19 protein-coding genes and 5 pseudogenes are annotated in these 19978 nt (G+C 49.8%); 8 read left to right on the top strand and 16 right to left on the bottom strand.

Features of this window, described 5'->3' with window-relative positions; genetic code table 11:
- Positions 1–6: 6 nt before the first annotated feature.
- From CG67_RS02320 to CG67_RS02300, 5 genes are all read right to left on the bottom strand, one after another.
- Entirely contained in the window at positions 7–954 is a 948-nt protein-coding gene (locus CG67_RS02320; protein ID WP_025901371.1) for an iron-siderophore ABC transporter substrate-binding protein, read from the bottom strand.
- A 15-nt stretch (positions 955–969) separates the two neighbouring features.
- Complete coding sequence (locus CG67_RS02315) at positions 970–2022, bottom strand: iron ABC transporter permease (protein ID WP_025901370.1); 1053 nt, start codon at positions 2020–2022, stop codon at positions 970–972.
- The gene (locus CG67_RS02310) at positions 2019–3044 is read right to left on the bottom strand and encodes an iron ABC transporter permease (RefSeq protein WP_025901369.1); all 1026 of its coding nucleotides are present in this window, start codon (positions 3042–3044) and stop codon (positions 2019–2021) included. The genes CG67_RS02315 and CG67_RS02310 overlap by 4 nt, the downstream gene beginning before the upstream one ends.
- Positions 3044–3868 carry an ABC transporter ATP-binding protein gene (locus tag CG67_RS02305; protein WP_025901368.1) on the bottom strand — a complete coding sequence of 275 codons (825 nt, stop codon included), beginning with the start codon at positions 3866–3868 and terminating at the stop codon, positions 3044–3046. Before CG67_RS02305 ends, CG67_RS02310 begins: the two co-directional genes overlap by 1 nt.
- A gap of 503 nt (positions 3869–4371) precedes the next feature.
- Positions 4372–5274, bottom strand: a complete 903-nt coding sequence (locus CG67_RS02300) for a LysR family transcriptional regulator (protein WP_025901367.1) — start codon at positions 5272–5274, stop codon at positions 4372–4374.
- A 484-nt stretch (positions 5275–5758) separates the two neighbouring features.
- On the opposite strand from CG67_RS02300, the gene CG67_RS02295 reads away from it, so the two are divergent.
- A complete protein-coding gene (locus tag CG67_RS02295; protein ID WP_025901366.1) occupies positions 5759–6319 on the top strand; it encodes a GNAT family N-acetyltransferase in 561 nt (186 codons plus the stop codon).
- A gap of 114 nt (positions 6320–6433) precedes the next feature.
- Here CG67_RS02295 and CG67_RS02290 read toward each other — a convergent pair whose 3' ends face one another.
- Positions 6434–7633, bottom strand: a complete 1200-nt coding sequence (locus CG67_RS02290) for a sugar efflux transporter (RefSeq protein ID WP_025901365.1) — start codon at positions 7631–7633, stop codon at positions 6434–6436.
- 453 nt (positions 7634–8086) lie between these two features.
- Between CG67_RS02290 and yajD the strand changes: the two genes are divergently transcribed.
- Positions 8087–8434: an HNH nuclease YajD gene (gene yajD, locus CG67_RS02285; RefSeq protein WP_025901364.1), complete on the top strand. Its 348-nt coding sequence runs from the start codon at positions 8087–8089 to the stop codon at positions 8432–8434.
- 141 nt (positions 8435–8575) lie between these two features.
- Here yajD and CG67_RS02280 read toward each other — a convergent pair whose 3' ends face one another.
- From CG67_RS02280 to CG67_RS02270, 3 genes are read right to left on the bottom strand one after another with little or no spacing between them, the layout of a single operon-like run.
- Positions 8576–9373 carry a GNAT family N-acetyltransferase gene (locus tag CG67_RS02280; RefSeq protein WP_160318953.1) on the bottom strand — a complete coding sequence of 266 codons (798 nt, stop codon included), beginning with the start codon at positions 9371–9373 and terminating at the stop codon, positions 8576–8578.
- Between the two features lie 17 nt (positions 9374–9390).
- A complete protein-coding gene (locus CG67_RS02275) occupies positions 9391–10158 on the bottom strand; it encodes an amino acid ABC transporter ATP-binding protein (protein ID WP_025901363.1) in 768 nt (255 codons plus the stop codon).
- A 1-nt stretch (position 10159) separates the two neighbouring features.
- Entirely contained in the window at positions 10160–10810 is a 651-nt protein-coding gene (locus tag CG67_RS02270; protein ID WP_025901362.1) for an amino acid ABC transporter permease, read from the bottom strand.
- A 442-nt stretch (positions 10811–11252) separates the two neighbouring features.
- Between CG67_RS02270 and CG67_RS02265 the strand changes: the two genes are divergently transcribed.
- The 3 genes from CG67_RS02265 to CG67_RS02255 are packed head-to-tail and all read left to right on the top strand — an operon-like array spanning position 11253 to position 14750.
- Positions 11253–12728: an aldehyde dehydrogenase gene (locus CG67_RS02265; RefSeq protein WP_025901361.1), complete on the top strand. Its 1476-nt coding sequence runs from the start codon at positions 11253–11255 to the stop codon at positions 12726–12728.
- Positions 12729–12767: 39 nt separating this feature from the next.
- Positions 12768–13379, top strand: a complete 612-nt coding sequence (locus CG67_RS02260) for a helix-turn-helix domain-containing protein (RefSeq protein WP_025901360.1) — start codon at positions 12768–12770, stop codon at positions 13377–13379.
- A 42-nt stretch (positions 13380–13421) separates the two neighbouring features.
- Positions 13422–14750 (top strand): FAD-binding oxidoreductase, encoded by a 1329-nt coding sequence (locus tag CG67_RS02255; protein ID WP_025901359.1) that lies wholly within the window; start codon positions 13422–13424, stop codon positions 14748–14750.
- A gap of 387 nt (positions 14751–15137) precedes the next feature.
- On the opposite strand, the gene CG67_RS02245 is transcribed toward CG67_RS02255, so the two are convergent.
- Positions 15138–15962, bottom strand: a complete 825-nt coding sequence (locus tag CG67_RS02245) for an ABC transporter substrate-binding protein (protein ID WP_025901357.1) — start codon at positions 15960–15962, stop codon at positions 15138–15140.
- Positions 15963–16642: 680 nt separating this feature from the next.
- Positions 16643–16879 (bottom strand): annotated as a pseudogene (locus CG67_RS17970) (IS3 family transposase); the annotation flags it as partial.
- Positions 16880–16933: 54 nt separating this feature from the next.
- On the opposite strand from CG67_RS17970, the pseudogene CG67_RS17965 reads away from it, so the two are divergent.
- Positions 16934–17056 (top strand): annotated as a pseudogene (locus tag CG67_RS17965) (IS3 family transposase); the annotation flags it as partial.
- A 49-nt stretch (positions 17057–17105) separates the two neighbouring features.
- On the opposite strand, the pseudogene CG67_RS17960 reads toward CG67_RS17965, so the two are convergent.
- Positions 17106–17339, bottom strand: a pseudogene (locus CG67_RS17960) (IS3 family transposase); the annotation flags it as partial.
- Positions 17340–17397: 58 nt separating this feature from the next.
- Here CG67_RS17960 and CG67_RS02230 point away from each other — a divergent pair.
- A pseudogene (locus CG67_RS02230) lies at positions 17398–17571 on the top strand (transposase family protein); the annotation flags it as partial.
- Here CG67_RS02230 and CG67_RS18465 read toward each other — a convergent pair.
- From CG67_RS18465 to tssD, 4 genes and pseudogenes are all read right to left on the bottom strand, one after another.
- Positions 17571–17804 (bottom strand): annotated as a pseudogene (locus CG67_RS18465) (IS3 family transposase); the annotation flags it as partial. The pseudogenes CG67_RS02230 and CG67_RS18465 overlap by 1 nt on opposite strands.
- A 254-nt stretch (positions 17805–18058) precedes the next feature.
- Entirely contained in the window at positions 18059–18637 is a 579-nt protein-coding gene (locus CG67_RS02225; RefSeq protein WP_025901353.1) for a hypothetical protein, read from the bottom strand.
- Positions 18634–18996 carry a tlde1 domain-containing protein gene (locus tag CG67_RS17255; RefSeq protein ID WP_074011082.1) on the bottom strand — a complete coding sequence of 121 codons (363 nt, stop codon included), beginning with the start codon at positions 18994–18996 and terminating at the stop codon, positions 18634–18636. Before CG67_RS17255 ends, CG67_RS02225 begins: the two co-directional genes overlap by 4 nt.
- Entirely contained in the window at positions 18996–19484 is a 489-nt protein-coding gene (tssD, locus tag CG67_RS02220; protein ID WP_025901352.1) for a type VI secretion system tube protein TssD, read from the bottom strand. Before tssD ends, CG67_RS17255 begins: the two co-directional genes overlap by 1 nt.
- A gap of 173 nt (positions 19485–19657) precedes the next feature.
- Between tssD and CG67_RS18715 the strand changes: the two genes are divergently transcribed.
- Positions 19658–19978, top strand: a complete 321-nt coding sequence (locus CG67_RS18715) for an HNH endonuclease signature motif containing protein (protein ID WP_074011103.1) — start codon at positions 19658–19660, stop codon at positions 19976–19978.

Here is a 19978-nt window from a genome sequence, read left to right as displayed (position 1 = left end):
TTCCGCTTATTTCGCGCCAGAGACAGCCAGCCCTGCAATCTGAGACTGAACCACGGCCGCCATCAGGCTGAGTGCCGCAAAGGTATTTGAAATAGCCTCATCACGTGAAACCATCACATAGTGGCCTTTCTGACAGGCCGTCAGGAAATTACACCAGCCCGGCATCACGGCATTCATTGCCGCGATTTCATCTGCCGGAGTCCCACCGGTATCACTACGCCAGGTATCAAACACCAGATCCGCATCCAGATCCGGGAGTCGCTCGGCGCTGACATTCATACGGCCGTCTTCAGGAATATTGTTGATCAGGGCAGGGAAGGTCAGGCCGGCATCACGCAGCACTTTCCCCAACGAATGGTAGCTGTGCATAACAGCAATTTTACCGTTATTGGCCTGCAGCACGGAGACCGTTATCTTACGACCGCCAATGGTCTGTTTCAGTTGTCTGATTTCATCCTGATACCGGGCCTCCAGGCGTGACAGTTGAACCTGGGTACCGGTCAGTTGTGCAAGCTTACTGTAAATCCGTGGCGCACCGCCTTTCAGATGGTCAATACTGACGGTCGGAGCAATTTTCTCAAGCTGTTCAATCGAGGCGCTACGGCCCGGTTCGGTAATAATCAGGTCCGGTTTCAGTGCGGCAATGGCCTCGATATCAATATCCGAGGTACCGATAAACCGGATCCCTGAGTCATTAAAATCAACGCCGGTTAACAGCCGTGCGGAACGCAGTGTATGACTGCCACCCGGTAACGTCCGGCCATGACTGCCGACCGGGAAAACCCCCAGCTCGATTAACGGGATAGTGATGTCCAGATCATGCAGTGACACGATCCGTTTCGGGTGCAGTGGTACGGTCACCGTTCGTCCGGTATCGTCGGTGAACTGCTGAGTCTGCGGCGCAGCGATGACAAAGGTGCTGATAAATAACAGTAAAACAGAAAGAATACGCATAATTATCCTTACACATCAGAATTTGTCCCGGCGTTGCCAGAGCAGTAACAGGAAAAACGGGCCACCGAGTAATGAAATCACGATACCGGCAGGCAACTGTAATGGGGCAAAGGCCAGTCTTCCCACATTATCGGCCAGTAACACCAGCACTCCGCCACAGACAGCACTGCCACTGAGCAGGGCCGACTGGCCGCCGCGGAACAGCATGCGTGACAGGTGCGGGGCCATCAGCCCGACAAAGCCGATACTGCCGACACAGGAAATACAGGTTGCCGTCAGAATGACCGGGGCGATAAAACGCAGCAGGGTTAATTGCGATAACCTGACACCCAAACCGGTGGCCGCGGTATTCCCGAGCAACGCAATATCTGAAGCACGGGCGGTGAGAAATAACAGCAATATGGCCGGGATCCCCCAGCAGAGGGAAATCAATAGCAGTGGCCAGCTGACCGTATTCAGACTGCCCGCCATCCATAACATCACGGTCTGAACCTGCCGGACATCGGCAGTGGTCATAAAGACCCCGATGGCGGCCGCGAATATCCACGAAATACCGATACCGATCAGAATAAAACGGGGCCTGGAAAAATCTCTGCCCAGCAGGACGACTAATGCCGAGACCAGCAAGCCCCCGGCCATCCCGGTCACCGGTTGCCAGAGCATGCCCAGAGCCGGGAAGAAGAGGATCTGCGTCAGTACCACAATACTGGCACCTTCCTTCACCCCCAGCAGTCCCGGGTCTGCCAGGCCATTACGGGTAATGGACTGCATGGCAGCCCCGGCCATCCCCAGCATTGCGCCGACCGTGACAGCCATCAGCAACCGGGGGAGCCGGACTCCTCTGACGATAAACAGAGAGGGGTCATGAACCTCCTGCGGGTAAAACAGTGCCCTGGCGACACCGGATACCGGTACCTGCAGGCTGCCATGACTGATGCCGAAGACCAGTAACAGTAAAATCAGCAGCAGGAAGAGTGCCAGCCGGACAAGGGTGGCGGGCCTGAGCAGAACAGACCACCGGCCCTGACGGAGTGCTTTCCAGCCGACGGCACGCAACAGGGGGCTCATTTAAAAAACCTCGAGGCAATAAAGATAAAGACCGGCGCCCCGGCGAGGGCGGTCATTACGCCGGTGGCCAGCTCCTGCGGGGCTATCAGCGTGCGTGCGGCAATATCGGCAACCAGCAGAACCAGCGCGCCGCACAAAGCACAGCACGGGATAGCCTTACGCACATCTTCTGTCACCAGCCGCCGCACTACATTCGGGACAATCAGCCCGACGAAACCTATCGGCCCGGCCAGAGAGACAGCCGCACCACTGAGTAACGCAATGGCGAAAATGGACAAAATACGGGTACGCCGCAGATCCACCCCTAACCCGCGGGCCAGGTGATCTCCCAGCGCCAGAGCATTCAGCGAAGGCGCCAGCCATCCCGCCAGCAGGATAGCCAGAGCCACCGGGATAGCCGCCGCCTGTACCCCCGGCCAGCTTAATCCGGCAAGATCACCGGCAAGCCAGGTGCGCATGTCCATCATGGTCTGCTCATCCAGTAACAGTACCGTGGCGGTCAGTGAGGAGGCGAAAGCAGACAAGGCCACCCCGCAGAGTGTGACTTTCATCACCGTCAACCCGCTGCGTCCGGCGGAGGAGAAGAGGATCACCAGACTGAACAGCAGTGCAGCACCGCCTGCCGCGACCAGCGGCCGGATGCCAGGCAAGGTGAGCCAGGTCGCGCCACAGGCCGTACTCATGACCACCGCCAGCGCGGCCCCGGCGTTTAAGCCAAGAATATGGGGCTCACCTAAGGGATTGCGGATCACCGACTGTAACAGCAATCCGGCAACGCCTAAGGCACTGCCAATCAGTAATGCGGCAATCAGACGTAACAGGCGAAGTTCAACCACAACATGATGATTGAAATTGTGCGGGTCATAAGCGACCAGTGCCCGGACGACCGTTTCCGGTGAGATATACCGGGCACCGATAGCTAAGTCAAACACAGAGCAGACGGCCACCAGCAAGGCAGTTAACAGCAGACTCAGCAGGTAACGGGACTGGCGATGGCGGAACAAAGGGGCGGTTCCGGTCATTATTGTGAACTCTTCATCGCAGGAAAGGGCATAAAGAAGGGTTTGCCGGTCTGCGGGTTGATCGACATCTGAACATCCAGGTCAAACACGGATTGGATCAGCGACGGAGTACAGGTAGCAGGGTCGTCGGTGACAGCGCACAGTTTGCCCTGTTTCAGGAACACCAGAGTATCTGCGTAATTAACGGCAAAATTCAGGTCGTGCAACACCATGATAACCGTCCGGTTGTGGTACCGGGTCAGATCACGCAGCAATTCCAGGATGTCGACCTGATAACGCAGATCGAGAAAGGTGGTCGGCTCATCCAGCAAAATTGTCGGTGTCTGCTGGGCGAGTGTCATGGCTATCCAGCATCTCTGACGCTGACCGCCGGAAAGATTTTCTACCTGTTGGTGCGCCAGAGATTCGGTGCCGGTCAGGCGCATCGCTTCTGTCACCGCCTGTTCATCGGCCTCTGACCACTGGCGCAGAAAACCCTGCCACGGGAAACGTCCCCGCGAGATCAGTTCTGCGACGGTCAGCCCCTCAGGCAGCAGCGGGGTTTGCGGCAGAATGCCCAGCTGACGTGCTACCTGACGGGCAGGCTGCTGATGGATAGCCTTACCATCCAGGATGACCTGTCCGGCGTGCGGGGTGATCATCCGCGCGATACTGTTGAGTAATGTTGATTTTCCTGAACCATTGGCACCGGCCAGTATGGTCATTTTACCGGGCGGAAGGCTCAGGCTGATATCATCAATAATTATCTTTTTCTGGTAACCGGCACGCAGGTTTTCGACCTGTAAACCTCGTGTTTCCATGGTAGGGGGGGCCTGCTGTGGCATGTTAACTCCTGCGTCAGACCCGGAACACACCGACGATCATCAGAACGCAAATAGTAATAAGTATCATTCTCCCTTCAATTTTGCTTGGGTGCTATGTAGTAGTCAAGAAAAATATAAGGTTATCAGATGTCCGACAGGTAAAAAGGCGATGGAGTGACATTATCGTGAATGACGATATATTATTATATATATCATATGGTTAAATTTAATTCCGATTGCGGATCCCCGTAAATATATTCGTATTATGCTGTAGCTAACCGTTAATACTTTCATTTACTACTACATGATAATTTCTCCTGAATGGCCCCCGGAGAAATTATCATCTGCAGAAGATCCCCTGCCGGATCACGACATGAGAAACCGAACTACTTACCGGCCGTGATATCGGGCTTGTGTATCGCGATACAAAAACGCAGTCCCGGTCATTACCGCGGGTGACTGCCATTCCCGGAATGGGCGGGGATCCAACTGTTGGCGTTAAAGTGCATCATGCCAGCCTGGCGTCAGAGCCCGAGCGAGCGTAAGAAGAGATCAAGAATGGCATTGGCGCGGTGGCCTTTTAGGGTCGCTGCCGCGATGGTGGTGGTAAAAAACATCTTATCCGGATTAATCGCCCGCATCCTATGCTTCTCAAGCCAGGTAGTTGCATAATGGTCAGGCAGAAAGCCTACAAATTTTCCGGTCAGGATCAGAAAGGCTATCCCTTCACGGTCAGTCGCGGTGGCATTGCAGTTAAGCTGCTGGTGTAAACCGATAGTTTCTGCGGTCATCCGGTAGCCGGGGGCGACGGCATCCGCAGTGCTCAGACGGGCGCTGTCAACATTCTCCGCCGTATCGAATAACGGGTGAGCATGACTGCAGTAAAGGCTGGATTTCTCTTCATAGAGAGGATAATAGTTGAGTGTCGAGAGCGGGGTGATCATAGGCAAGGCGCCTGCATGAAGACGTCCGTCCATCAGGCCTCTTTCAATCTCAGCCGGCGTGCACATACTCAGATTAATGCGGATTTCCGGGCCGCGGGTACGCAGTTCCTGCAATGCTTCCGTGATCCGCATCATCGGCTGCGTCACCAGGTTATTAATAATACCCAGTTTAAATTCACCGCGTATCTGCTCATGCATCTGATTCACCTGCTGACGAAAAAACTCTACGGAGGTCATCATGGTTTCGCTCAGCCGCAGAATTTCTCTTCCTTCATCAGTCAGCGAAAATCCTGCCCGTCCGCGTTGACACAGCCGCATACCTAATCGCTGTTCCAGGTCACCCATATGTAAGCTGATCGCGGAACGGGTGATCCCCAATAATCCTTCTGCCGCAGAGAAACTGCCACAGTCAGCGACTGCTTTAAAAATTCTCAGCAGCTTAAGGTCAAAATCGGTCACCTGGTTCAATGCTTTTTTCTTCATTTACGTGAGTAATCTGATATCTGAAGGGGAGTTATTATTGATTTAACCTGCGAATCAGTGAATTGCAAACGGTTTTACGATAACAGGCGATGGGTGAGCCCTGTTATTACTTTTTCAGGTTAGCGGAAGTTGCTGTCTTTATATTTTAAAACAGAGGGTTATTCTCTTTTTATCTGATTTTCCGCAGGGGGGGACTGAGCGAACCCAGTGACTTTGCTGCCAATGCATTTCCTGATATGTTTTCTGAAGAATTAACCGACAGGACGTAACCTTAAATGTCCGGCGTGGCCGGCATCAGGGCAGGGCAGCGACACGGGGGATCCTCTGAGCTGTCTCCGGTTGTTCCGGTCCCGGTGAGCAACACTACAGAGCAATCCCCGGAATATGTTAAACACAGCCTTCCGGGCACAGTGACTGCCGGAAGCTTTGCTGCAAGAAAAGGTCATCACTTATACAGAATCTTAACCTGAGACAGGAGTCTGCTATGCCGATACCCGTGCTGGAAACATCGCGATTATTGTTAACCCCGCTGGTCAGTGAAGATGCAGTGCAGATCCAGCAATGTTTTCCGCGCTGGGAGATCGTCCGGTATCTGACAGGGACTGTCCCCTGGCCCTATCCGGATGATGGTGCAGAGGTTTACGTCAACTCCATTGCCCTTCCGCAAATGGAAAAAGGGCAGGCATGGTGCTGGACGGTACGCCGAAAGAGCGCCCCGGAAGAACTTATCGGGCATATCTGTTTATATGATATACCCGATAATAACCGGGGTTTCTGGCTGGTGCCTGAATATCAGGGGCAGGGCTATATGCGTGAAGCCAGTATTGCGGTCACGGATTTCTGGTTCAATACCCTGGAGCGGGACGTTTTACGGGTACCGAAAGCCGCGGATAACCGTCGTTCCCGGGCAATCTCCGAAAGCAGTGGCATGCGGCTTATCGGGACGGAAGAGAAACACTATGTCAGCGGCTGGATGACGTCTGAATTATGGGAAATCACCCGCGATGAATGGAATGCCCGCTTTCGGCGGTCTGAGGCCCGGTAATGTATACTCTCCCGGCGGAGGGGGCATGGCTGCCGCCCACGGACAGGTTAACCTGAGGGACCAGACAGCGACCGGAGCGGTCTGACCCCGGGCGGTGCCGCAGTATGTTTTTTATCATAGCGATGATGACGGCGGAGACGGTTGATTTTTCCGTTGCGATAAGCCGGAGGTGAAAAATAACAGTATTGCGGCACCCACAACAGAGAACAACGGCACCATCAGTGTCATTCTGAACCCACCGGTCTGTGCGGTTATGCCTGCGATCCCGTTACCAGCCATCATCCCGACCCGCATCATATTGGAATAAAATGCTGAAGCAAACCCGCTCCGTTCCGGCAGAGCCTCCTGAACGATTGAAACCCCCAGACCGACGAAGATCCCGAAGAATAACCCGTTAAAAAGCTGGATGGTCAGTAAAAAAGGCATAGAGTCTGCCAGTTGCAGCAGTCCGTAATATACCGATGCCGAAGCAAAACCTGTCATGATCAGCGATATTTTTCCGTAACGCTCTGACAGGCGCGCAGCAACCAGCATAACCGGAATTTCCAGCAGTGCTGTCGAACCGAGCAGAAAGCCAGGAAACCAGGCAGGCATCGCCAGATCCCTGACCAGATAGAGTGGCATGACCGTCAGATACAGGTTGTTTGAGAGATTCGCCAGCAGCATGACAAGGCCCGTCAGCCAGACCTGTGGCGGAAGACGCTGTCTTCTGACGATAGTTTTTTCTGCCGTGTTTTGTTGTTTAAGTTTCGGGCCGGTGAGCAGCAGCAGGCTAAGCAGTATCGTGACTCCGCTGAGGCAGGCGGACATCATAAAATTGAAAACAAAGCCGTATTTGTCAGCAAAAATAAAAGCTAATGCCGGACCGGCTATCCATACCACCGAAACGCCGGAACGCATCTGTGTATTAAGGCGAGTCGCGTTCAGTTTCATCGTGACTGAATGCCTGCGGACCATTGCCAGCAGGAGCGGGACAGAAGCATTACCTGGCCCCATCAGAAAGATCCCTGTCAGTAAAGCCTCCAGCGGCGTCCGGCAGAAAGTAAACATTACCCCGGAGAGAAACAAAGCTATCAGTGAGATGATGAAAAGTGTTTTGTGGGAATACCCTCTGTCAGCCAGTCCCCCCAGATACTGACTACATATCAGACCCGACAGTGCAAATCCCAGGCTGTAAAATGTGATAAACAGGGGTTCTGCATGGAGTCCGTTGATCAGATAGAGGCTCATCACCGGTAAAATAAAAGCGTAAGAAACCCCGGTAAGAAGATTAATGATAAATAATCGTCCTGTTTTACCTGCCAGGAGAGTCATCGATGAAGGTCTCCGTTTCATTATCAAACGTATTTTTTAACATATTGAAAGGCAGCGATATATTAAATTTCTTTCAGTAATGATACCCATCCGCGGACGTTCGCCGATGGCAGGCCGTGACTGAATACCGCTGCTGGTGACTTTGAGCAGCACTCACCCTGAGCCGATCTGTGTCCTCGCGGCCATGAGTGGCGAACCATTGACCGGCGGTATGTCAGGGTCGGAAGCGGGGGCGTCGGATCCTGTTTTTACCCGCAGGCCGCCGGGATCAGCACGGTTGTGGCGATAAAAAGGAAAAACTGTCCGGTGTTTGTTATCGGCTCTGTGGTCAGGTTATCGTTTACCCGTGTAGAATAGCCACACTCAGATAAGGTGCATCTTCTCAGCAGGAAGGCACACCGGCTGTCTTCAGCAAAATCCGACATCGTCTTTTTATAAAAGGTAACACTGGCAATGGCTTTTATTCCAAAAAACTACGCGCGGCTGGAAAGTGGCTATCGTGAAAAAGCACTTAAAATATATCCGTGGGTCTGCGGGCGCTGTTCCCGGGAGTTCGTTTATTCCAACCTGCGGGAGTTGACGGTTCACCATATCGATCACGATCACACCAATAACCCGGAAGATGGCAGTAACTGGGAGCTATTGTGCCTCTATTGCCACGATCATGAACACTCGAAATACACAGAAGCCGATATGTATGGCACCCGCGTTGTCGCGGGCGAAGATGCACAAAAAGATATGGGTGTGGCGACGTTTAACCCTTTTGCCGATTTAAAGTCGATGCTGAATAAGAAAAAATAGTCCCGATCCGGCGGCGGGCGTCACCGGTAATATTCAACTTTCCTTAAAAATTTACGCTGAGCCGTCACCCTAACGCCTGGGTGACGATAGCAAAAGTTGAGCATTGCCTTTTCTCTGCCGGTCGGCGACCTTTATACATCACTATCGGGATGCTGACAGGGGTGAACCCAAGATCCTCCAGCCAGCGTGCCAGCGATGCATTATCCGTAATATCAATGCGGAGCACCAACCCGGCGGCGTCGGAAAAAATTGAGAAATAAGCACTTTCGCTTGCTCAATATTACTGGCAGCGACCGGTCCGATAATGACTCCCCGGCCAAACTTCCGGTAACCGGCAAAACCGATAATTTGCTGATGTTTATCCAGTAAGACAATCGTTTTTATTCCATCGGTAAGGATTTGTTCGATTAATTCAGTGCGCAGCAGGCCAGTGGAGAGATAATCCAGTGCTGTCAGTGTTTCTTTATCTGACGGATACGCCAGACGTACCGATAACGGTTCTGGAATATTACACGCCTGTATTTTTGGTAACGGGTTGCTCAGGTACTGAGTCACAATCCCGGCGTCCTTAAAACCGAACTTTTGATAAAGTCCTTTACCCATTGCTGTTGCATGAAGACGCACCTGGTAACCCTCCAGGCAAGACATTATCTTTTCCATCACAAGAAACCCGATACGCTTTCCCTGCCAGTCCGGAGAGACAATCACCATCCCCACGGTGGCGGCACTACTGCCCCAAAGCCAGTAAAGTGCGCAACCCACGATCCTGCCATGGATTTCGGCTATCCATCCTTGCCCGGACTGAAACATGAACTGCCAGTCTTCAGGGCGATGTGACCACCCCACCAGAGACGACAAACGATGGACGGCAGGTAAATCCTGCCATGTCATTTTACGAAGATGTAATGGGTCATCGACAGTGGGCAAAAGCAGAGTCATTTCCTCTGTATTCCTGATCAGGCTATTTTCCTGCATGTCTCACAGCGGGTCGGACGCGAGCCGCCAAGGATCCTTTTTAAAAACTCCTGTGTTCTGGGCTCTTGTGGGTTACCCAAAACCTCTCCGGCTGGCCCCTGTTCGACAATACGGCCGCTGTATAAAAAACAGACTCTGTCCGCCACTTCACGTGCAAACTGCATTTCATGAGTGACCACGATCATGGTCATACCTTCATCCGCTAATGTACGCATAACCTGCAACACGTCACCCACCAGTTCAGGGTCTAAGGCGGAAGTAGGCTCATCAAACAGAATCGCTTTGGGATTGAGGGCCAACGTTCTGGCTATCGCGACGCGTTGTTGCTGTCCTCCGGACAGTTGAGCGGGCCATGCCGATAATTTATCAGCAAGTCCGACCAGCCCGAGCAACTCTATTGCACGTTTCTGTGCGATATCCCGGGGCTCGCCATTCACATGGATAGCCCCCTCCATGACATTCTCCAGCACCGAGCGGTGAGGGAACAGATTAAAGCGCTGAAATACCATGCCGACCTGACGACGCAGGTTATTAATGCTTTTATCTTTGTTATTGACGCGTTGTCCCAGAACGCTTATTTCTCCACTCTCATAGGTTTCCAGTCCATTAATACACCTTAATATCGTCGACTTACCGGAGCCGGAAGGGCCAATCAGGCAGACCACTTCCCCTTCTGCCACGCTGAAATTCACCCCTTTAAGGACTTCAACCTGGTCAAAGCGTTTATGGACATCTTTGATTTCAATCATCTTAAGCTCCTTTCACTCGTCGTGCTTCCAGTCGCTTGGTCATCGCCATCAGAGGCAAGCTCAGCGCCAGATAGAGTAGCGCTACCAGAGTATAAACAGTGGTATTGTCAAACGTTGATGCTGCAATCAATTGCCCCTGACGCGTTATTTCTGTCACCGCAATGGTGGAAGCCAGAGCCGAATCCTTGAGCATCATTACCAGTGTGTTGCTATAAGGGGGTAATGCTATATGGAATGCCTGAGGTAGGATCACCCGGCACATGGCTTTTCTGAAACCCATCCCCAGGGAGCGTGCAGCTTCCAGTTGTCCACGGTCTACCGCTTCTATTCCGGCCCGGAATATCTCTGCAATATAAGTTGAATAACAGAAGGCAATCCCGATAACGCTGGCTTCGAAAGAGGTGAGGGTGATACCTACATCCGGGAACACGAAATAGATATAGAACAGGACCACAATCATCGGTAATCCACGGGTGATATTAATAATGACTGATACCGGCCAGTGGATGATGCGCCAGGGACACATTTTTCCTGCTGCCCAAAGCAGCCCAAGAGGGGTGCTAATCACCAATGAAATAACAGTGATATAGACCGTCATCTCTGCGCCTTTTAGCAGAAATGGCAGATAGGTATGAACATTGCTCCAATCCATATGTCACTCGCTCTTTTTTTGGTCTTTGGTGGGCAGGGAAATAAATCCATGCATAATTCATTTTAATGAATATCATCGGATGCCTCTGTTAAGTCAATCGCTTTGCTGCCTCTGATCATATTATTTGCTTATAAACGCTATTCGATGAATGTCAGCACTATATTTCAGGATGGTTTGCTTTATTCAGTGGTTGCGGGGGGAGTTAACCCGGCGTATTTTAGGGTGGATAAGCTTGACAAAGTGATAGTCATAAATTCATTATAATGAAACTTAGGGGCGTTCGTGCTCCACCTTTATACCGGCCCTGTTTCTGATAACCCGAAGTACCGGGGGTAGGAGCATGCCAGACAAGGCATAAGTGAATTGAAATAAGCGTTGAACGCCAGAAATTGAGCAGATCCCTGCGGATGACATCATCAGGCCTAATTCAAAGGACTTTTAAATGACGTTAGACTTCACTCCGGAGAACGTGCCCGTCCCGGTAGGTCATTACATCGGCGGTACTTTAGTGACACCCGCCGGAGAGAGAGAAATTGATGTTAATCGTCCTTCTGATGGCAAGTTTTTTGCCTCTATCCCGGATGCCAGTGCAGACACAGTAGATCATGCCGTCAGTAGCGCCTTACGTGCGGCAAAAGAGAGTGGCTGGTCAACCTGTGCGCCTCGAGAACGGACGCGGGCTCTTTATCGCTGGGCTGAATTGATTGAGCAGGATGTGGTGCTGCTGCAATTAGAATCAGCCTGTTCAACCCGTCCGGTAACGCTGGCCAAAAGTGGCGATGTGGCCTCGGCAGCCGAAACGATTCGTTTTTTTGCAGAGCTGGCGGATAAAGAAGGGGGGGATCATTTTGCTACCTGTCACTCCAAACTAGGCTTCAGTGCAGCGGAGCCTTATGGTGTGATTGGTGCGATAACGCCCTGGAATTTTCCCTTATCTATGGCTGCCTGGAAATGTGGTCCGGCGCTGGCTACCGGTAATGCAATAGTCATTAAACCTTCTGAAATGACACCCTTCTCCACGGTGCGCCTGGCTGAACTTGCTGTTTTAGCCGGTATACCTTCCGGTGTTCTCAATGTGATTCACGGATTAGGGGCGACTGCCGGTGCGCAGCTTGTGGCTCATCCTGCGGTAGGTAAGATCAGTTTTACCGGGTCGCCTGTGACGGGTGCAGCTATTATGACGAATGCTGCGAATAATGGTATCAAGCCTGTCACGCTCGAATTAGGGGGGAAAAGCCCTCAACTGGTGTTTGAGAAAGTGAATGATTTGGCACAGGTTGCCAACTGTATTTCCGGCGGATTTACCGGGAATGCGGGTCAGGTATGTGTGGCAGGGACCCGTTTAATCGTTCATAAAAATATAGCCGATGAACTCATTGAGAAAATTCAACAGAATATTGTCCGCTGTGAGCCTGGTTTAACGTGGAACAGCGCGAGCCGCTATTCCCCGATAATAAATAAACCGCAGGCGGATAAAATCCATTCCATCGTCTGTCATGCCCGTGAGCAAGGAGCCGACATCCTTACTGGCGGGACATTCTTCCCGGAGACCGGAAATGGCGCATTTTATCGTCCGACATTGATTGCCGGGGTCACAAACGATATGGATGTGGTTTGCCGGGAAGTATTCGGACCGGTTCTGACAATACAAACCTTCACTGATGAGGATGAAGGCATTGCTCTGGCTAATGATACTGTGTACGGACTGGCTGCCGGTGTTTACACCCGTGATCTTTCGCAGGGGATGCGAGCAATAAGAGCGATTGAAGCGGGCACTGTCTGGGTTAATCGCTACGGACGCAGTCAGGATTTCATCATTCCGACCGGCGGATTTAAAATGTCAGGCATAGGGAAGGATCTGGGCCGTGCTGCGATGGAAGCGTGCCAGCGTTATAAAAGCGTGCTGATAGATTTTTAGCGTATCATGGAAAGAGGCATATTCTCAGGATGAAAATAAATGACTAAAGATCGTGGGTTGAGTGAGGATCCGGTTCCGGACTCGCTTGAAGCTGATATTGGATTGCGTTTAAGAAAATTGCGCAAATCCCGAAACCTTACAATCAGTGAACTGGCTTCCCGTGCGGGAGTTTCTGCCGGCGCCATCAGTCAGATTGAAAGAAATCTGAGTAACCCGACAGTACGAATGCTGGAGCAGTTACGCATTGTATTAAATGTCCCGCTGACTGCATTTCTTGAAAATGAGGAACATGATCCCCCCGGTGCGGAACACTATGTCAGACGATTGCAGGAGCGCCCGGGCTTTCATGTAGGAAAACGGGGGATCGCGAAAGAATTATTGTCCCCGAAAGGCGACCATCAGTTGCAATTTATGATAATCGATATTCCTGCACAGATAAGGTCGGATGAAGTACTGACAGGTTATGGTGAAAAAGCAGGGTTACTGCTCGAAGGTGAGCTGACGCTTGAGATCGAGGGTAATAGCACCGTTTTACATCCGGGTGATAGCTTCCAGTTCAAAAGCAGCCTCAGACACAACGTTTTTAATCATACTCACTCAGGGGCGAAAGTCCTGTGGATTATGCATATCCAGCCTGAAAATCATTTATAGCGGGTTGCTAATATTATAATTACTGACATTGAGGAAAACTTCATGCGCGTAAAAGTGGATACCGTGGCGAACAGTAAGACCTTTCCTGAGCAGGCGGATGTTGTCATCATCGGTGGCGGTATTATTGGCACCTCAATATGTTATGAATTAGCTCAGCGTGGCGTTTCTGTCGCATTATTTGAAAAAGGGTGTATTGGCGGGGAACAATCCAGCCGGAACTGGGGATGGGTTCGACAACAGAATCGCGATTTATTTGAGCTGCCTCTTGCGATGTACAGCCTTCAGCGCTGGGAAACACTTAGCCAGGAAATTGGCATTGATCTCGGTTTCCGCCGTACAGGGATCCTTTACGGGACGACCCGGGAGTCTGATATGGCGAAATGGGAAGCATGGGGTAAAAAAGCTCAGGAGAAAGGTTTTTCCAGCCAGTTGCTTAGTGCCAGTGAGGCACAGGAAAGAATTGGCGGGGTATCTCCCTGGATTGGTGGTGTCTGGTCACCCACCGACGGACAGGCAGATCCTTCAAAGGCGGCTCCGGCGATAGCAACCGGTGCACAAAATTCAGGAGCGAATATTCAGCAGCAATGCGCGGTCCGTGGGCTGGATATCAGTGGCGGAAAGGTGAGCGGCGTCTGGACCGAAAAGGGATTAGTCAAAGCGAGCACCGTGATCTGCTGCGGCGGGGCATGGAGTTCCCGATTGTGTCGGCGTCACGGAATTGAGTTGCCTGCGGCGAATATTCTGGGAACTGCATTCAAAACCACGGTCGCTGAAGAAATTGTGAAAGGTTGTCTGAGTACCCCGAATCTGGCATTGCGTCGACGGCTTGATGGGTCCTATACCGTTTCCATGCCCGGGCGAGGTCGCATGGATCTTGCCCCACAGAACCTCAGATATGCGGCAAAATTTTATCCAATGTATCGTAGTAAACTGGCGAAAAAACTGAAAATCCGGTTGAACAGTTCATTCTTCGATGGCCCTGAAGCTGCCGGGTCCTGGTCTTTTGACGGTCTGTCTCCTTTTGAGAAACACCGGGTTCTGGACCCCATTCCGGACGGAGAAATTTTGCAGCTGGCAATCGCTGAGATTGAGCGCGAGTTCACCGCATTAAAGGGGATAAAAGTAGAAAGCAGTTGGGCCGGATGGATTGATACTACGCCGGACCTGGTTCCGGTGATTTCTCCGGTCAGTCACTTACCTGGTTTTGTTGTTGCCTCCGGATTTAGCGGCCATGGGTTTGGTATTGGCCCGGGGGCTGGGCGGCTGGCCGCAGAAATGGTGACCAACGACAACACCTTCACTGAATTAGCGCCCTACCGGCTTGAGCGTTTCAGTGATGGCAGCACTATTCGTCAGCCGGAAATGATGTAATCCTCTGTAGCGGGCATTCCGGTGCTCACCGGAATGCCCCGAACACAGAGAGTCTGTTTAGCCTTTTGTATTGCGGGTATTCGCGTAATAACCCTCCTTCCTGTTTTTTCTTCCTGAAGTCTCCCGGTTTCGACTCCTGCTCGCGGTAACGAAAATAGTGAGTGGCTGACAGAAATACGGTCGGCACTTCCGTAAATATTGCGCTTCCCCTTTGAAAGGCAGACTCATAGGGTGTGAATGCCGGAGGTTTGATGACCGGTTTTGTCGTCGCGGATGAAAAGGGCACATCTATGTAAAAAGGGTTCATGCGGAACATGAACCCTTTTTAATGCAGTGGACGGATGATTCAGGAAATCTTAAATAAGGGATAGCAGGTATGAGCCACATTTAACCGGCGTAGTACTTCATACCCCATTTGTTCAGGATCTTCTGCAGCGAGCCATCGGCTTTCATACTGTCGATAGCTTTATTCACTTTCAGCAGCAAGGGTTCATTACCTTTGCGGAATGCGAAGGCGATAGGATCAACCTGAGTCGGCTGATAACTTTCAACAACATGCATACCTTTTAGTGACCCCGCAGCCGCTTCTCCTTTAATAATAGGGTAATCGTTTATCCCTACGGAAATACGACCTAACTGTACGTCTCTGGCAAGATCTGCCGGACTTTCATAGAATTTCACTTCTTTCGCGACATGCATGGCCGCGATGCGAGGACCATAATCTGCACCCGCCATGATGCCAATCACTTCACCTTTGAAATCCTGCGCGGTTTTGTATTGTTTCTTATTGTCATTACGAACGAAAATACCTTCACCGAGGCTGGTAACATCTTCTGAAAAGTCTACCTTGGTTTTACGTTGGGCTGTCGGCGACATTCCGGCGACGATCATATCGATTTTATTGGTCAGTAATGATTGTAATAACGCAGAAAATGGAATGGCATTAAACGTAATTTTAAAACCTGCCCGGCGTGCAACTTCAGACGCTATCTCGGGCATAAATCCTTCAAACTTACCGGTGGTAATATCCAGAAAACACGCGGGCCTGCTTGATGGTGTGGAGCCAGCAGTTAATGTCGGAATGTCAGCAGCCTGGGCAATATTGACACCGGCACTAAATACCAGGGTACCTGCAAGTATTAAGCGGGAAGTATGATATTTCGTTTTCTTTTTAATTACGTCTGCAACGGAAGAATAAGACGACATCACCATTTTCTAATCTCCTGCGAGTTAAACGGCACCATGAGAGATGCTTTATGAAAAGTCAGGTTTAGCGGGCAATCCCGGCAACCCCTATGGTTTTGTACACGTTATTGCTCCCTGAGTTTGGCCGTACGTTTCAATGTCGGTGTATTATCTGATAATCGAACATGATAATTTTGCGCTTCACTGGTATCACTCCTGTGATCGTCAACGGCCAATGTGTCCCCGCCATGACCCCGTTTTTACGGGCCCGGTACTCTCACCGGGTATAAATCCCTATAATCCTTGCCAATCAGACTTCTGACCCGCAGACAATTTTTAAATATGTTTCTGCAATCAGCGGTCCCTCTGACACTCTCCGGAGCCAGCTTTCCGGAGACTTATGTTTTTATTGTCATAGCATATTCACTATAATGAAATTTTCATAAGAAATGTCAATCTGCTAATGCAGATATTTACAGCCGTTTCGCTTCAGCCCTTGTACTCTGTGGTATCCGTATGTAATACGAATTTCATATAGTGATCAGCGGAGGACTGTGGCCGGGGGACGTCCAATGTACCTTAGCCAGGGTGGGGCTCAGGCTGATGCGGGGAATACTTAAAATTTCATTAAATTGAATTTATCTCACTGGCACTGGCTTAGTAGGCTGAAGAATAGGGTGTACAGTGGGAGCTTATTCAGCCGGGAAAACCTGCGAATACTTTCGTGAAGCTTTTGCCTGCAGTTCCTGACGGTGCAGGCTGACCGCAGTAGTTTTGATGTTGTATTCCGGCAGTTCGTCAGCAAGACGAGGCGCACCATAACGCTGTTTTGCCTCTTTAAATGCCTTACCAGCAGCCTCATCACAGATGAGAGGGAACTGTTTGCGTGGATCAGGCTGATGGCGACGCGGGCACCAGACATACCAGCCGCTACGGGCAACCCTCTGATGATGAGTTTACTCACTCAGTTGCGTGTCCACTATTGCCGGGTAGGATCAATTGACCTGAATATTCCGGCTCAGCGGGTCATCAGAGTCTTGGATCGAATCGTTGCTCACCGTGGTTATCCGCTGAAACTAAGGATGGATAACGGACCGGAATTTATCTCACTGGCACTGGCTTAGTAGGCTGAAGAATAGGGTGTACAGTGGGAGCTTATTCAGCCGGGAAAACCTGCGAATACTTTCGTGAAGCTTTTGCCTGCAGTTCCTGACGATGCAGGCTGACCGCAGTAGTTTTGATGTTGTATTCCGGCAGTTCGTCAGCAAGACGAGGCGCACCATAACGCAGTTTTGCCTCTTTAAATGCCTTACCAGCAGCCTCATCACAGATGAGAGGGAACTGTTTGCGTGGATCAGGATGATGGCGACGCGGGCACCAGACATACCAGCCACTACGGGCAACCCATCTGATGATGAGTTTACTCACTCAGTTGTGTGTCCACTATTGCCGGGTAGGATCAATTGACCTGAATATTCCGGCTCAGCGGGTCATCAGAGTCTTGGATCGAATCGTTGCTCACCGTGGTTATCCGCTGAAACTAAGGATGGATAACGGACCGGAATTTATCTCACTGACACTGGCCCAATGGGCTGAAGATCATGATGTACAACTGGAGTTCATTCAGCCCGGGAAAACCTGCGAATACTTTCGTGAAGCTTTTGCCTGCAGTTCCTGACGGTGCAGGCTGACCGCAGTAGTTTTGATGTTGTATTCCGGCAGTTCGTCAGCAAGACGAGGCGCACCATAACGCAGTTTTGCCTCTTTAAATGCCTTACCAGCAGCCTCATCACAGATGAGAGGGAACTATTTGCGTGGATCAGGATGATGGCGACGCGGGCACCAGACATACCAGCCACTACGGGCAACCCATCTGATGATGAGTTTACTCACTCAGTTGTGTGTCCACTAAAAAATCGAACTTTCAGACGGCAGGAAGGTTAATGTTGCGCTGGCTGGTGATGACGTTGTTTACCCTGATGGAAGAACGACGAATAAGAAATGAAAGTAATTTCTCATGAGTTTATTTTTAATCATTTTTAATTCTGCAATGAATATAGGTGTTTGATAACACAACTATAGTAATAAAAAAACCAGTCTTGAATAGCTAATTATAATAGCATTTAGTTTGACGTAATCTGACTAATAAACACGCCATTAACACTATTGTTTTCAATATAATATTGGAGGCAATTCATTTGAGTAAAATCACCATATTTTTTAGTGTCATTGCAATACTGTATTATGTTGCCATCAGGTTTGCCAGAGAACGTCGATGAGATGTTTTCTATTGAAGTATTTAGTAATGGGATCCCTTTAATCGAAATGCTCAAATCTGCGCTGTAAGGCGAGCACCCTTTTTGCTGTTCAGCGTTAGCAATCGCAATAGATGTTAAATTTCCTTGTCCCATCTCATTATCAGAGATAAACCAGTAGCTCGAATTTTTAGAAGTTAGGCAGATCCATGCTGCTTGATCGTCCTGGCTGACAACTACACCAGAATTTTTAGCAATATCCGTAAGGCTGCTAAATTCCATTACATAAGCATTGTCGCCAACAATAACTTCTGGCGCTAAAACCTTGTTGGTGTCGAAATTAGTAATAGATGGATCGTCGTGGTAATAATTGGATCCAAAACCTTCCATTTGTGCAGCCATAGCGACAGGAGAGGTTATAGCAATAACAAGGAGAAGAAACTTCATTTCACTTTTAACTCCCTATCACCGCTAGCCCAAATACTCTTTCTGACACTGATAGAGGCGATAATACAACCTTCTGAGGAGTCCAGTGGATGTTTTTTACTTGCACCATGAATACGGAAAGCAGAACGTCCACACATGGCATTGCTTAGATTCGGGGTGAGGTTAAGTGTGTATTTACCTGTATGGGCTGAGTTATGAGGAGAGCCGATTGTATAAGTTCCTCTTGGAAGCGGGCCTTTACCGCTTACACACTCCCTCGAGCTATCATTCTTATAACCCGTTGCACCTGCATAATCTGCTTTGTATTTTTCACCATTACGGGTGAAGGTATGTGTTGTTACATCGTATTCCCACGCCATTATACAGCCCGTCCTTTCCATGAATCAGAGTGAATAATATTACCGTCCAGATAGTGCCATGTGATTTTCTCGTAAGCCAAATCCACGTACTCAAGGTGGTCATGCCTTTCCCATTGGGGATTTTTGATATCCATCATAAAAGATTCTATTTCTGTTACTTTCACGTTCTCAAGCGTAGTCCTAAAATATTCCTCTTCCTGGCCGTTATAGTTGATTCGGTAAAATTTGAATACGGCTTTTTTGAGGGTTTGACCAGAAGCAAGTGCTTTGTATAAATAAGAAGATGAGCTATCAACGTTTTTCATAAATGCATATGAACTATGTAAGCGTTTCGCTGTAGCCTTGTCTGTCAGGGGATCGGTGGGCTGTTCTACAGAGTGCATCAATTCACTTACCTCTATGCTTCCTTCTCTGCCATTTACATCAACACTACCTTTTATAGGTGAGCCACCATCATCTTCAAGCCATAAATAAACTGGAATTGCCATTTAACACACTCCTTTGTGTTAATAAAGGAGAAGATTATCCTCCCATGTGTCTTTATTAGTGAAATGAAATTTGATTTTTTATTGATATAAATCAGTGAAACGTGAAATGTTTTTTTTCGAAAAACTTAAAATTTAAATTTTGATAGATTTAGTTAAGTGCTGCTAACTGCTTCATTCCTCATCCTCATCGACATCCAGCCAAAGCAGATAAGCGGCGAGGCCGAACGTTTGGGAACTTCGATCAGCTCCGCAAGGAATTTTGGTTAGAGGTCTCAAAAGCCCCTGAACTATCAAGGAAATTTAAGCGAGGTAACTCCGGTAATATTAAGATTGGTAAAGCCCCGGCATCAAGGGAGAGTGAGCAGGCCGGAGGAAAGATAAAATGTGATGTTCATCATATTAAACCGATAAGTGAAGGTGGTGAGGTTTATAATGTAGATAATATGGGAATAGTGACTCCGAAACGTCATATAGATATTCATAGAGGCGGGTGA

This window comes from Tatumella sp. UCD-D_suzukii (assembly GCF_000611875.2).
Lineage (GTDB): Bacteria > Pseudomonadota > Gammaproteobacteria > Enterobacterales > Enterobacteriaceae > Tatumella > Tatumella ptyseos.
The sequence above is the reverse complement of the archived record's forward strand: the minus strand, read 5'-3'. Positions and strand labels throughout refer to the sequence as shown.

What these genes read in the sequence shown, in the direction of transcription:
- CG67_RS02305 (WP_025901368.1), bottom strand. Translation starts at nt 3,868, where the DNA reads ATGCCACAGCAGGCCCCCCCTACCATGGAAACACGAGGTTTACAGGTC.
- CG67_RS02280 (WP_160318953.1), bottom strand. Translation starts at nt 9,373, where the DNA reads ATGACTCTGCTTTTGCCCACTGTCGATGACCCATTACATCTTCGTAAA.
- CG67_RS02315 (WP_025901370.1), bottom strand. Translation starts at nt 2,022, where the DNA reads ATGAGCCCCCTGTTGCGTGCCGTCGGCTGGAAAGCACTCCGTCAGGGC.
- CG67_RS17255 (WP_074011082.1), bottom strand. Translation starts at nt 18,996, where the DNA reads ATGGCGTGGGAATACGATGTAACAACACATACCTTCACCCGTAATGGT.
- CG67_RS02290 (WP_025901365.1), bottom strand. Translation starts at nt 7,633, where the DNA reads ATGACTCTCCTGGCAGGTAAAACAGGACGATTATTTATCATTAATCTT.
- CG67_RS02295 (WP_025901366.1), top strand. Translation starts at nt 5,759, where the DNA reads ATGCCGATACCCGTGCTGGAAACATCGCGATTATTGTTAACCCCGCTG.
- CG67_RS02255 (WP_025901359.1), top strand. Translation starts at nt 13,422, where the DNA reads ATGCGCGTAAAAGTGGATACCGTGGCGAACAGTAAGACCTTTCCTGAG.
- CG67_RS02310 (WP_025901369.1), bottom strand. Translation starts at nt 3,044, where the DNA reads ATGACCGGAACCGCCCCTTTGTTCCGCCATCGCCAGTCCCGTTACCTG.
- CG67_RS02260 (WP_025901360.1), top strand. Translation starts at nt 12,768, where the DNA reads ATGACTAAAGATCGTGGGTTGAGTGAGGATCCGGTTCCGGACTCGCTT.
- CG67_RS02275 (WP_025901363.1), bottom strand. Translation starts at nt 10,158, where the DNA reads ATGATTGAAATCAAAGATGTCCATAAACGCTTTGACCAGGTTGAAGTC.
- yajD (WP_025901364.1), top strand. Translation starts at nt 8,087, where the DNA reads ATGGCTTTTATTCCAAAAAACTACGCGCGGCTGGAAAGTGGCTATCGT.
- CG67_RS02300 (WP_025901367.1), bottom strand. Translation starts at nt 5,274, where the DNA reads ATGAAGAAAAAAGCATTGAACCAGGTGACCGATTTTGACCTTAAGCTG.
- CG67_RS02225 (WP_025901353.1), bottom strand. Translation starts at nt 18,637, where the DNA reads ATGAAGTTTCTTCTCCTTGTTATTGCTATAACCTCTCCTGTCGCTATG.
- CG67_RS02245 (WP_025901357.1), bottom strand. Translation starts at nt 15,962, where the DNA reads ATGGTGATGTCGTCTTATTCTTCCGTTGCAGACGTAATTAAAAAGAAA.
- CG67_RS02265 (WP_025901361.1), top strand. Translation starts at nt 11,253, where the DNA reads ATGACGTTAGACTTCACTCCGGAGAACGTGCCCGTCCCGGTAGGTCAT.
- CG67_RS02320 (WP_025901371.1), bottom strand. Translation starts at nt 954, where the DNA reads ATGCGTATTCTTTCTGTTTTACTGTTATTTATCAGCACCTTTGTCATC.
- CG67_RS02270 (WP_025901362.1), bottom strand. Translation starts at nt 10,810, where the DNA reads ATGGATTGGAGCAATGTTCATACCTATCTGCCATTTCTGCTAAAAGGC.
- tssD (WP_025901352.1), bottom strand. Translation starts at nt 19,484, where the DNA reads ATGGCAATTCCAGTTTATTTATGGCTTGAAGATGATGGTGGCTCACCT.